A 12,956-nucleotide genomic window follows, 5' to 3' on the forward strand; every position below is an offset into this window, starting at 1 on the left:
TGATTTAAAAGGTATCGAGCTGTCTTGAGTTCATTAAAACAGGCGCTAAACGAAGGACGCTTCGTCTGCGTGCTTGAGGTCGTTCCTCAATAGTCCCCTTCGCGTCTGGCCGCGGACAACGGGCACCGCAGCTCCTGGCCTGAATGGTTCAAGCCGGAAGATGCTACGCGGGGCGTTGAATCAAACCCCGGAGAATGATAGGGGGCTAGGCGATCTTCAAGATGCCGACCTCGAACACCACCAATGGGCTCGATCACGCCCCCCGTGACCACCATCTCGCTGCGGTGCGGCACCATCAACGGCAGTGATCCGGTCTTGCATGCCCCGAACAATCCGGAACATCAGATTTCGATATTTTTCATCGAGATTCGCAAAGAATTCCCGATAGCATCGTGCCGGACACGCAGCGCTACGCGCAATGGCGCCGCTCGCGGCCGCAGGCGCAGCAGCCCAACAACAAAAGCTGATCGCAAAAACCTTCACTACGGAGCCGCGGTCGGCAAGAGCGCGGCGCTTCCTGATTGCCCCATGTCGTGGTACTCGCGAGGAACCCCAAATGTTTGCTGATATCGTCAAAGGCGCACAGCGTGGCTTGCTGCTGCGGCCGCTGTTCGGTCTGATGACCACGCTGGAGCTGCGCAACCACGATACCGATACCCAGCGCGCGGTGTTGGCGCTGGTGCGCAGCCTGAACCAGGCCGTGGAAAATGCGCCGCAACCCAGCGGACTCGTCACAGCGTTCTCGCCCGAACTGTGGGGCCGCTGGCACAACCGTGAAATCCCGGTGAGCCGCCGCGTATTGGATCATTCGCCCAAGCTACGCAATACCGGCGGAGACGTGTTCCTCTTCCTGAAGACGCCGGATGCACAGACCGCCGAGCGATTGATGAGCGATTTCCGCACCGAGCTGGCCGCGCTTTCCAGCCGGATGGATGAAGTTGCGGTGGGCAAGCGCACGGACGGGCGCGTGATTGGCGGGCGGTATCTGGACGGCATCACGAACCCGAATGACCCGGTCAGCCTGGCGGAAGACATTCTGGTGGACGGCCCGTACGCGGGCGCAGCCTTCGGCTTCACGCAGAAATTCCTGTTCGACTGGACGGGCATCGCAGCCATGGCGCCCGATACCGAGGACGCCATGCTCGGTCGCGATCCGACTGGCGCCATCCTGCCGCAGAACGCCACCGACGCCCACATCCACCGCGCCCACGCGCTCGATGCCAACGGCGACAACCGGAAGCTGCTGCGCCAAGCCCTGCCTTTCGGCGAACAGGCCGGCCACCCGGCGCGCGAGGAAGGATTGATGTTCGTGGCGTTCTGCAATGAGCAGGAACGCTTCGAGACCATTTTGCACCGCCTCATGGGCGACATGCCGGACCGCCCGGCCGACCGTCTCATGAGCGTGGTGCAGGGTGTGGCGGGCGCTTACTGGTATGTTCCAGCCGCGGCGGAGCTGGGCGTGCCCAGCGTGACCAGCCTATCGGAAGCCGCCGAGGATCCCCACTGGCAGGTGCGCAGCAGCAACGGATATCTCTTCTACAACTCGCAGGATTATCTGCACCAGATGGCGGAAGGCCGCTATGCGCCCGGCGACCCGCCGAGTCCACGCTTGCTGGCCTTGCTGGGGCGGACGTTCTCCCACTGGAACGATGGGTGGCTGCGTCGCAAGTCGTTCCCGCGCTTGCCGCATCTCTCCACGCTGGTGACGCCGCAAGACGCCGATGTGATGCAGCGTTCGGCACAACTGCGCAAGGGGCTGGCCAACAAGAAGACCTTGGCCGACCTGCTGTCCGCGCCAGCGTCGCCGATTGCCCGGGATACCCAACTGCTGCGCATCTATCCGGAAGAGCTGATCGTCGGCGTGATTCCCGACTTCACGCTGGGACGCGGCAAGGAGGTGGTGCCGTATCTGAGCGAAGACGAAACGGTTGCAGCCTGGCTCAAAGGTGAACTCAACGAGTGGTCTGCCATGGGCCACGTGGTGCCGGATTACCAAACACTCGTAGCGCAGGGAATCGGTAACCTGCTGACGGATCTACGCCAAAAGCAGGCGCAGGCGGGACTGTCTGTCCAACAGGCCGAGTTCTTCCAGTCGGCAATCTGGTCGCTTGAAGGCGTGCAGGCTTATCTGCAGAACTGGGCCCTGCTGGCCGACCAGGCTGCCGCCCGCGCGCAGCAGCCGGACGACGCACAGAACATGCGGGATGTGGCGGCTCGCTTGCGGCGCCTGACCATGGACAAGCCGGCAGACTTCCACGATGGCGTGCAACTGATCTATTCGTTCCACTGTTGCCTGCACCTCGTGGGCGAGTTGACCTCGTTTGGCCGGTTGGACCAGATTCTGTGGCCGCTGTTGCAGCAAGCGCCCATCGATGACGCGCGCGCGCAGGACATCATCGACTGCCTGTGGCTCAAGATCGGCGAGAACGCCTTCGTCAACCGCGCCAACATCACCGACTACGTGAACTACGGCACCACCGCAGTCTGCGGTTTGGGCGGCAACTTCCCGCAAGGCGGTGGCATCAACCAGTGGGTCCAGCAGATCACGGTGGGCGGCTACCTGGCCAATGACGATGCCACCCCCACGGGCGGCGTGAACCCCGTCACCATGCTGTGTCTCAAGGCCGCGCGTCGGATTCCCGTCAACGCTCCGACGTTGTCGCTGCGCGTGTACAAAGACATGCCGCAGGCCGTGCTCGATGCTGCAGCGCAGTCGCTGCTCGCGGGCGGGGCTCATCCCATCCTGTACCAAGACGACAAGCTGTGTGAAGCGCTTCATCGTTCCGGCAGCGGGGTTTCTCTGCGCTGGGCGCGCGACTATGCCGCCGACGGCTGTTATGAGCCGATGTTCGCCGGTGCCACGGAGTTTGCGTTTGCCAACGTCACGCCAATGCTGGCGCTCGAGCAGGCGCTGAACCAGGGGGCCACCTATGGTGCGGCGGGGCCCGTCTATTTGCGCGGGCTCAAGCAAACCTTCCGGTCACCGCCCGTACAGGAGATCGATAGTTTCGAGAAGCTGCAAGCGCAGTTCCTGCACCAACTCGAATGGTTGGTGATCCAGACCTACAACGTCATCCTTGGGGCCTACGGCAACCTCGCAGGCATCTGCCCGAGCCCGCTGCTGTCGGTGCTAATCGATGGCTGCGCAGCGTCTGGACGTGACTTGACGAGCGCCGGCGCGCGCTTCCATGTCATCGCGCCGCTCTGCGTGGGTGTGTCGAATACCATCGACTCGCTCTATGCCATCAAGAGGCTCGTGTTCGAGCGCGACAGCGCCATCGCCACCCTGCCGGAGCTGGTGGACTGCCTGATCAACGACTGGGGTTCCAACCTGGTCGAGCCCTATCAGAACAGCTTGATGGGCCCGGCGGCGGCCGGCGAACGCACGCGCCGCTACCAGGAGTGGCGCGAAGCCGCATTGCAACTGCCCAAATGGGGCAGTGGCCATGCCGAGGTGGATGCGCTGGGTGCCTGGTTGATGGAACATCTGGTGCGGCTGTGCGTGGACGTCGTCCGGCGGCCACACCCGGCACTGCAGCCCGCGCTGGACAATATCGCCAAGACGTACGGTGCGTTCGAATTCGTCATCACCCCGGGTATCGGGACCTTCGAAGGTTATGTCGGCGACGGTCAGGGTTGCGGTGCATCAGCCGACGGCCGGCGCAACGGCATGCCGATCGCGTCCGACCTGTCGCCAGCGCCAGCACCACAGGATCTGCCGGCCAGCCCCGCTTTCCGCAACATTTACCAGTCGCTCAACAGCTGGAAGGTAGACGCCATCGACTACGGCTTGTCGAACGCGTCGCCGGTGGACATGAACATCCCGGAGAGCTTTGCGCTCGACGACCTCAAGCGCTTTCTGCGCGTCTATGCGGACGGCGAGACCGGCTCGAACCTGATCACGCTTACCTGCGCGGATCTCGCCACGTATCAGGCGGCCAGCAACGATCCGGAACGCTATGACCTGCTGCGGGTACGCATGGGCGGGTGGACGGAGTTTTACGCCGTCATGTTCCCGATGCATCAGGAGCAGCACCAACGGCGCCAGTACTTTACGCCGTAAGCGTCCCAGGCATCAGCATCAACCGGAGGGGGTGGTACGGGACCGATACAGGTCGCTTCGCAGCAAATCGCCATAAACAAAAACGGGGGTGGACGATGCAATGCAGCACACCGGAAGTCGACCAATGCCAGGCAAGCCGCCCGGCGAATCCAGCGGGCCGAACTGCTGGCGGCAGGACGTTGCGCACCGCCGCGCTGGGTGCCTTTTTCCTGAGCGGATTGGCGTGGCAGCCCGCAGTTGCGCAGGCGATGGACAACCTCTTCGCCAACCCGCCGTCCTTGCCGCAGGTGGCGCCCTCCCAAGAGGCCCTTACCACGCCGGGAGTGCCGCACGCCATGTCGGCACTCAGTCTGGCCACCACGGCCCAGCAGCACGCTGGCAGGGAGCGTGCCTTCGATCTGCATATCGACTACAAGGATGGGGCGCTGTATGACCCCGGCCAGCAGCGTTACCAGAAGGTGAGGCTGCGCGGCTATATCGGGACCGGCGTGACGTCGGACGCGTTTGTCGCCCCGCAGATCGACGTGACACCGGGCGATACCGTCCGCATCACGCTGCACAACGACCTGAAGGGCAACGACGGCTGCACTGGCGACACCGCTCCGGACAAGCCGCATTGCTTCAACGGCACCAACCTGCATTCGCATGGCTTGTGGGTCAGTCCGGCCGGTAATAGCGATAACGTGCTGCTGTCGCTAAACCCGCAGACCAGCTTCCAGTACGAGTACAACATCCCGGCCGACCATCCGGCCGGGACTTTCTGGTATCACCCGCACCGTCACGGCTCGACGGCGCTGCAGGTGGCCAGCGGCATGTCGGGCGCTCTGGTCATCCACGGCAACCGTAAGCCCACGCCCAGAGTCAATGGCGACCTGGACACCCTGCTCGTGGATGGGAACGGCCAGCCGTTCAAGGATCGCACGCTACTGCTTCAGCAGATCCAGTACTACTGCCTCGACGGCACGCAGCAAACGTGGGACTGCAAGCCCAACCAGACCGGCATCATCGAGTCTTATGACGACATGGGCCCCGACACCTGGGGCGAATCGGGCCGCTGGACGAGCATCAACGGCAAGGTCATGCCGACCTTCGCCGATGCGCGTGCGGGCCAGGTGGAGCGCTGGCGCCTCATCCATGCCGGCATCCGCGAAACCATCACGGTGCAATTCCGCAAGATGGCAAGCACCGCGACGTCCAACGCGCGTCCGACAAAAGCTGGCATGGCGCAATTTCTGGACAGCGTCTGCACGGGGCCTGTCGTGCCCTACCAGGTCGTGGCCGCCGATGGCCTGACCATGGGCAACACGCTGACCAGCGATACCGTGACGCTGCAGCCGGGCTACCGCTATGACCTGCTGGTGGTCTTCCCGGAAGCTGGCAACTACTGCGTCACCGAGGTGGCAAAATCCGGCGCCGCCACCGTCAGCCGATCGGCGACGCCGCGCGGCATGCTGGGCGTGGTGACCGTGCGTGGCGGGGCACCCACGCACGACCCGACCGGCACGCTGGTCCACCAGTTGGTCGATTCGGCACGCCGCCACATGCCGGCCGACGTGCGCGAAGACATCATCCATGACCTGACGGCCAAGGACAGCGCCGGAAAGCGGGCCGTCCGCCTGACCCGCTTCGTGCCGCATCCGACCATCACGGACCAGGAGATCGGAAACACCCCGCAGCAGGAGATGGTGTTCTACCTGGGTACCGGTATCGATCCGCAGCCCGCCGCGTTCAAATTCACCGTGGGCAACAGCTTCGAGGTTGTGCAAGGCTCCACCGGCCAATGGGTACCGAAGGGCGCATCGCCCTACGCCCCCGCCCGCGTCGACCGGCCCCTGATCCTGGGCAAGGCCCAGCAATGGGAGCTGCGGTCTTACAGTGTCAGCCACCCTTTCCACATCCACGTCAATCCGTTCCAGATCGTTGCCGTGCTGGACCCGAAAGGCAACGACGTCAGCGTGCCGGGTTATGTCGAGGCGGATGGCGACAACCAGTTCGCCGGGCTCAAGGGCGTATGGAAGGATACGCTGTGGGTCAAGACCGATCTGACACCCGAGGACAAGCTCACCAACCCGCCGCAGAAGAAGTACTACCGCCTGATCGTGCGCACGCGCTATGAGCGCTACATCGGGGAGTTTGTACTGCACTGCCACATCCTCGACCACGAGGACCAGGGCATGATGCAGAACGTGGCAATCGGCCTGAGTGATGGTGCTGGCGGCCTGGCCCACGCGCATCACTGATCGGAGCGGCAGCGAGACATGAGGGAGCGGGCGAACCCGCTCCCTTCCCTGATGATCCCGTGTCTTCCAAGCCTTACGTGACCACCATGAGTGAGTCCGCCGGTCAAGGCTTCATAAAGGCGCTGCCTCGATAAATTCCGGCGCATTTGATCCGCTTATACAAATCGCCAAATACTCAATGAGAGTGAGGCCCATAGGCTGGCATTCGATTGATTCCATGCAGCCATGTCGAATCTGAAGTTATCGACGCGGGCAATTAAACCAAATATAAAAAAAAAGCGTAATACAAAATATCTAGCAGGGACGCCATGTCACGCCGACTCCCTTCCAGATTCATGCCTTGCCGGTATATCAGATAAAGAAAAATTTCATTGGCAGGATGAGCATGACCGACCAAACCTTCTGATTAGGGTCTGGCTGCATGATAGGCATCGCTACAACAGGCTTGCGAGGTTCCAGGGTAAAGCGGTCGCGCCTGGTCGTCAGCGTAGTAACGCGGACGATATTGGCGGCGAGCCTATGAAGCAGGCATATCCATTCAAACAAAGACAACAACGGGAGAAATCAGGATGAGCACGCCCATTGCGACCACCCAGGCGGTCCGTGAGAGGTACCTCGATACGAAGGTTCGTGTCCGCCGTCACGGCACACTGATTTGGTTTCGGCTGGCACTGGCGGTGGTATTGGCCGCCTTCGCGCTCGTGCTTGCGTCCACCGCGCCCGCGCAGACGAAAAAGCCAAACGGAATCGATTACTCGATGTACTACGTGGCGGACGTGCGTGACAACGAGCACTGCAAGATGACCGTCGACAAGAACGGCAAGTGGTCAGTCGATGAGCGCATCAGCAATCCCGCCATGACCTGTCCGGACATGACCTCTTGGCGGCTGTTCGCCACGGCGGTGCGTGACCGCTTCTGGAGCGATTGGGCCGATGAAGACCAGAATTGGCCCCAACAACCATGGCCACTCTGCACGGCCACCACCGGCCCCAACTGCTGCGACCCCCACTCCTCCAAGAACGACCCGCAACACTGCCCCATCTTCCCCGGCGATACCCGCGAGCACGGTGCGATGTTGCTGAAGTCAGGCGCACCCGCGCTCCGGATCGGCCGCCCTGCCATCACGCAGCACCTGCAGGAAATTGCCACGCCGATCGATCTGGACAAGACCACGGCGGAGTTCAACGCGATACGGGCGCTGAGCGCCCAGGCGCCCGAAATGCCGCAGTGCTCAGACACGGTGGTGGACAAGCTGGTGCCCAAGAGCTACGAAAGCATCGGCCGGGTGATTCGCCAAACCAATTCGGAAATCACCATCCGCAACCGTGCTTTCCACAACTACCTGTTCGAAAACAATCTCTACAACAGCAACGGGGTGGCCGCCGTGTTTGCGGCGAACGATGAGAACCAGCGGAAGAACGCGCCATATGCGTTGGACAGTCGTTCCGCAAGCCAAGGCCAACCTGCGAAGCTGGGCAAAATCGACTTCCCGCCAGATGCCATCATGATCAAGAGCAACTGGTTGTACGAGGGCTTCGCCAAGAAGCTTGGCATCGCCAACACGCGCGAGAAGCCTTTCATCACCCAGAAAATGTCCACGGTGGTCCAGTACAACGAGGGCGCCACGTCCGTGAGCTGCAAGCTGACCGGTGTGCACTACTTGATGGCGTTCCACGCTTCGTCCAAGGACGTCCCCAACTGGGTCTGGACGACGTTCGAGCACGTTGCCATGCCCGGTCGATGCGACTTCATCGGTTGCAACGACGCCTACGGCTACAAGTCCACCGACCCGCTGCCCAGTGGCGTGGCCCGCAACTACATCGCGCCGCACGTCAAGTCAGACGGCCTCGTGATGTCACCATCGACCGTGTTCGATCACGACAAGCTGTATCCGATGGAAGCGATCAATCCCGGGCTCGACCAAATCTTTAAGAACCTTGGCATCGGCACCGCCATGAGCACGAACAGCGAGCAAGCATCGATCTCCGACCTGGGCTGGCGCAGTTACCGGCTGAAGGGTTCCCAGGTCGAGTTCACGAACTCCATGGGCCGCAAGACCGTGCTGGGCAATTCCATCACCGAGGCCGGCTTCATGAACAATTCAAGCTGCATGACGTGCCATGCCCGAGCCGGCATCCATGTGGAACGCGACAAAGCAAACTTCTTCCGGTTGAGCGTATTCAACAAGGATCAGTCCGATTACGGCTATGCGTTGAGCTATCACGGCATCCCGAATCCGGCATGGTTCCACAATGACAACAATGGCGGCACGCTCGACGTGATGCAGGTCGACTTCGTTTGGGGCTTCCTGAACGCGAACGCCGTTGTGGCTCCGACAGCGAGGGAAGGTAGTCCGCGGGCACCTTGAGCCTGTCCTGAGCATCCTGATGGGCGAACGCCCGGCGCTGATCTCGCCGGGCGTTTTTTGTTAGTGCCCGAGAATCGACGATCCACAGCAAAGGACGTAGCTGACAGCATTGCGCCTCACTCGATACATCGCTCGTATCGCCCAGGGAATCGAGGGCCTGCACTGGTGCGCAAGCTGCGCGTCCGCCCACCGAAAGGTGGCAGATTACTGGGCCTCTCGCGCTGCGCTATCGACGCTCGACGAGCGTCGAGACTTCCGCCATCGTCGGCGCATACGCCCCGCGATGCGCGCAGACAACCGCAGCGCACGCCGCTGCATGGCGCAAATGCTCGATCGCTGACGCGTCAGGACGGGCAAGCAAGCTTGCCATCCAGCCGCCGACGCTCGCGTCGCCACAGCCGACGGTATCCACCACCGCGGCCGGAAACGCCGGCTGCTCGAACACGTCATCACCGTGCAGCAGTCGCATGCCGAAGGCGCCGCGCGTCACCAGCACGGCAGCCGTGGGCGCCCACGCGCGCAACTGCGCGAGTGCTGCGGCCTCATCGAGCTCGGGAAATAAACCGCGCAGGTCTTCGTCAGACACCTTGATGTAGTTGGCTAGGGCCGTCATTTTGCGTAGCGTCGCACGGTATGACGCATCGGCCATTGGCGCACGAAAGTTCGGATCGAACGAAATGCGTTTGCCTGCATCGCGCACGGCCTGCGCGACCTCGATCAGGCGCGAAGCCAGCGGTTCGCGCACCATCCCGAGCGAACCCACATGAACAATCTCCACGGCATCCAGCCAGCCGTCTGGCAAGCTGGCCGGATCGAACGCGAGATCGGCACTGTTCTCGCCAATAAAAAAATACTGCGGCGGCTGTTTCGACACGACCATCGCCAGCAACGGCGCGCGGTCGACTTGACACATGAAGCGCATGTCGAGCCCGGCCTCGGCACTCTGGGCCATCAACTCGTCACCCAGCATGTCACGGCTCACCGTGCCGGCAAAACCGGTTGGCACGCCGAGTCGGGCGGCGACACGCGCGACGTTCCAGCATGAGCCGCCTGCAACGCTGCGCCAGTGGCCTGCGTCCTCGCGAATGAAGTCCGTCAGCGCTTCACCGAATACGACCAGTCGGGGGAGGTTCATCGTCTTATCGCGTGCTCACATGTGTCAGGCGACGGCGCCGCGCCTTGTATCGGTCAATCAATTGGTTGGTGGAACCGTCGTGCGACTGCTCGGCATCAGGCGCGGCAAGCTGCGCTTCGATGACGACGGCAAGCCGCTTTCCGAACTCGACACCCCACTGGTCAAAGGAGTTGATGCCCCACACCACGCCCTGCACGAACACCTTGTGCTCGTAGAGTGCAATCAGCGCGCCAAGCGATGCCGGGTCGAGCGTGTCCAGACAAATCGTGGTGGTTGGGCGGTTACCGTCGAAATTGCGGTGCGGCGCATCGGCATTGCACCAGCCGTTCATCAAGGCTTCAGATTGCGCGAAACAATTGGCGACGAGAATGTCGTGATGCTCAGCATGCCTGTGATGCGGCCGCATGCAGACAATCATGTCCGCCGGGATCGTAGCCGTGCCTTGATGCAGCAACTGGAAGAACGCGTGTTGACCGTTGGTGCCTGGCTCACCCCAGATCACTGGACCGGTCGCATAGCCGACGCGCTGGCCGTCAAGCGTGACCGGCTTGCCATTGCTCTCCATGTCGAGTTGCTGCAGATACGCGGGCAAACGATGGAGCCGATTGTCATACGGCGCGATCAATTGGCTCGTCGTACCGCGAAAATTCTGATGCCAGATACCGATCAGCGCGAGCAACACGGGCAGGTTGCACGCCAGCGGCGCCTCGGCAAAGTGTCGGTCCATCGCGTAGGCGCCGCCGAGCAATGCCTCGAACGCGTCCATGCCGGCCATGAGCGCAATCGGCAACCCGATCGCCGACCATAGCGAATAGCGTCCACCGACCCAGTCCCAAAATTCGAACATGTTCGCCGGGTCGATGCCAAATGCGGCCACTGCATCCGCATGGGTGGAAACCGCAACGAAATGCTTCTCGACCGCCGATTCCGCCGCACCGCTTGCCAGCAGCCATGCGCGCGCGGTACGGGCATTGACGAGTGTTTCGCGCGTCGTGAACGTCTTGGATGAGACCACGAACAGCGTCGTTTCTGGCTCAACCCGATTGAGCACCTCGGCAATGTCTGCGCCGTCGACATTCGATACGAAGTGCATCGACAGCCGTTCATGCGCGTACGGCTTGAGCGCTTCGCAAACCATGTTCGGCCCCAGGTCGGACCCGCCGATGCCGATATTGACAATGTCGGTGATCGGCAAGCCCGTATGGCCGCGCCATGCCCCTTCACGAACGGCATTGCTGAAGCGGCGCATCTTGTCGAGCACCGCCGCAACTTGTGTTGTCACGTCCGTACCATCGACCCAGCGCGGCTTGCCTGATCGATCACGCAGCGCGACGTGCAGCACGGGGCGGTTCTCAGTGCGGTTGATCCGCTCGCCCGCGAACATCGCATCCCGCCGCACTTCGACCTCCGTGGCCTGCGCAAGCGCCACGAGTCGATCGCGTGTTTCTTCGGTGATGGGATGCTTCGAGAAATCGACGAAGAGTCCCGCCGCTTCCAACGAGAACCGCGCCGCGCGCCCGGCATCGCGCGCGAACAGATCGCGGATCGATACATCGGTCATCGCATCGCGATGGGCAATCAGTGCGCGCCACGCGGGTGTCTGGGTTAAACAGGTCATCATCAGGTAGTCGATCAATGGCAGCCTGTGCGCTGCAAACTCAAGCCTCTTCGGCCCACAGCATGCCTTCGCGCGCCATGAGCGCCGAAGATGCTGCCGGACCATAGGTCCCTGCGGTGTAGCTGCGCGGCTTGTCACCCAGCGCCTTCCATCCGTCGAGGATCGGCTCGACCCACGTCCAGGCGGCTTCGAGTTCGTCACAGCGCATGAAATGCGTCAAGCGTCCACGAATCACATCGACCAGCAGACGCTCGTAAGCCTCGGCTCGGCGCCCTGCAATCGCCTGCTGCAAATCGAGATTCAGGCTCACTGGCAGCACGCGCAGTCCGCTGCCGGGCTCCTTCGCCAGCATCTGCAACTGAATCGACTCTTCCGGCTGAAGCTGGATCACGAGTCGGTTGGCGCAGTTGTGCGGCCCATTTGGAATAATCGAGAACGGCATGTCCGCAAACTCGATGACGATCTCCGAGCGCCGCCGGTGCATACGCTTGCCCGTGCGCAGAAAGAACGGCACGTTCGCCCAGCGCCAGTTGTTGATCTGCGCGCGTAGCGCCACAAAGGTTTCGGTACCGCTGCCGTTGGGCACATCGGGTTCATCCAGATATCCCCTGACCGGCTCTCCGTCCACCGCGCCGGCTGCGTATTGGCCTCGAACCGTGTCGCGGGCGATCATCTCCCTGGACATCGGACGCAACGAGCGCAACACCTTCAGCTTTTCATCGCGCACCGCATCGGGATCCAGCGACACCGGCGGCTCCATGGCCACGATGCACAGCAGTTGCAGCAAATGATTCTGAATCATGTCGCGCATCGCACCGGTATGGTCATAAAAGCCCGCGCGGCTACCGACCCCAACCGATTCCGCAACCGTGATCTGCACGCTCTTGATGTACGGCGCTTGCCACAACGTCCCGAAAATCGCATTGCGCAAGCGCAGCACCATCAGGTTCTGCACCGTTTCCTTACCGAGATAGTGGTCGATCCGGTAAATCCGCGCTTCCGGAAAGTGGCGTCCGACCGAGGCGTTGATCGCCTTGGCAGAAGCAAGATCGTGGCCCAGCGGCTTCTCCAGCACGACACGCGCGTGGCTGTCGACCAGCCCGCATGCCGCCAGGTTGTAGCAAATGACGCTGAACAGATTCGGTGAGGTCGCGAGATAGAACACGCGCAGCGCGTCGCCACAGGTTTTTTCGGCCAGATGAGCGTAGTCATCTGGCGCACCAAAATCGACGCAGGCGTAGTCCAACAGCGCGAGAAACCGCTCCCAGGCGCCGGCATCGAGCGCATGCGCGTCGACAAATGGCCGCGAGAGCTCTTCCACGAAGGCCAGATATTGCTCACGCGACCACGCATTGCGACCCACGGCGATGATGCGCGTTTGCCGGGGCAGGCTGCCATGCAGATGCGCCATGTAAAGCGCGGGCAGCAGCTTGCGTACGGACAAATCGCCTGCCCCGCCGAAGATCACCATGTCGAGTGGCTGGTCGGCCGGGCTTGAGGGTACGTGCGTCGTCATGATTGTCGGGATGCG

8 protein-coding genes are annotated in these 12,956 nt (G+C 62.1%); 5 read left to right on the forward strand and 3 right to left on the reverse strand.

Annotated elements, in window-relative coordinates; translation table 11 throughout:
* Positions 1-264: 264 nt before the first annotated feature.
* The 5 genes from AB0305_RS00670 (at position 265) to AB0305_RS00690 (ending at position 8,672) form a co-directional block, all read left to right on the forward strand.
* Positions 265-567, forward strand: coding sequence for a hypothetical protein (locus AB0305_RS00670; RefSeq protein ID WP_366170471.1), 303 nt, complete (start codon positions 265-267; stop codon positions 565-567).
* The gene (locus AB0305_RS00675) at positions 557-4,063 is read left to right on the forward strand and encodes a Dyp-type peroxidase (protein ID WP_366170473.1); all 3,507 of its coding nucleotides are present in this window, start codon (positions 557-559) and stop codon (positions 4,061-4,063) included. Before AB0305_RS00670 ends, AB0305_RS00675 begins: the two co-directional genes overlap by 11 nt.
* Positions 4,064-4,242: 179 nt before the next feature.
* Complete coding sequence (locus AB0305_RS00680; RefSeq protein ID WP_366170475.1) at positions 4,243-6,303, forward strand: multicopper oxidase family protein; 2,061 nt, start codon at positions 4,243-4,245, stop codon at positions 6,301-6,303.
* A gap of 225 nt (positions 6,304-6,528) precedes the next feature.
* Entirely contained in the window at positions 6,529-6,876 is a 348-nt protein-coding gene (locus tag AB0305_RS00685) for a hypothetical protein (protein WP_366170477.1), read from the forward strand.
* Entirely contained in the window at positions 6,873-8,672 is a 1,800-nt protein-coding gene (locus AB0305_RS00690) for a hypothetical protein (RefSeq protein ID WP_366170479.1), read from the forward strand. Before AB0305_RS00685 ends, AB0305_RS00690 begins: the two co-directional genes overlap by 4 nt.
* A 226-nt stretch (positions 8,673-8,898) precedes the next feature.
* On the opposite strand, the gene AB0305_RS00695 is transcribed toward AB0305_RS00690, so the two are convergent.
* Genes AB0305_RS00695 through zwf form a run of 3 tightly spaced genes read right to left on the reverse strand, consistent with a single transcriptional unit; the run spans position 8,899 to position 12,941 of the window.
* A complete protein-coding gene (locus AB0305_RS00695; RefSeq protein ID WP_366170481.1) occupies positions 8,899-9,807 on the reverse strand; it encodes a carbohydrate kinase in 909 nt (302 codons plus the stop codon).
* Positions 9,808-9,811: 4 nt separating this feature from the next.
* Complete coding sequence (gene pgi, locus AB0305_RS00700) at positions 9,812-11,443, reverse strand: glucose-6-phosphate isomerase (protein ID WP_366170483.1); 1,632 nt, start codon at positions 11,441-11,443, stop codon at positions 9,812-9,814.
* Positions 11,444-11,465: 22 nt separating this feature from the next.
* On the reverse strand, positions 11,466-12,941 hold the full coding sequence (gene zwf, locus AB0305_RS00705; protein WP_366170485.1) for a glucose-6-phosphate dehydrogenase: 1,476 nt from the start codon (positions 12,939-12,941) through the stop codon (positions 11,466-11,468).
* Positions 12,942-12,956 lie beyond the last annotated feature (15 nt).

Source organism: Arthrobacter sp. NPDC080086 (assembly GCF_040702285.1).

What these genes read in the sequence shown, in the direction of transcription:
- AB0305_RS00675 (WP_366170473.1), top strand. Translation starts at nt 557, where the DNA reads ATGTTTGCTGATATCGTCAAAGGCGCACAGCGTGGCTTGCTGCTGCGG.
- AB0305_RS00685 (WP_366170477.1), top strand. Translation starts at nt 6,529, where the DNA reads ATGTCGAATCTGAAGTTATCGACGCGGGCAATTAAACCAAATATAAAA.
- AB0305_RS00690 (WP_366170479.1), top strand. Translation starts at nt 6,873, where the DNA reads ATGAGCACGCCCATTGCGACCACCCAGGCGGTCCGTGAGAGGTACCTC.
- AB0305_RS00695 (WP_366170481.1), bottom strand. Translation starts at nt 9,807, where the DNA reads ATGAACCTCCCCCGACTGGTCGTATTCGGTGAAGCGCTGACGGACTTC.
- zwf (WP_366170485.1), bottom strand. Translation starts at nt 12,941, where the DNA reads ATGACGACGCACGTACCCTCAAGCCCGGCCGACCAGCCACTCGACATG.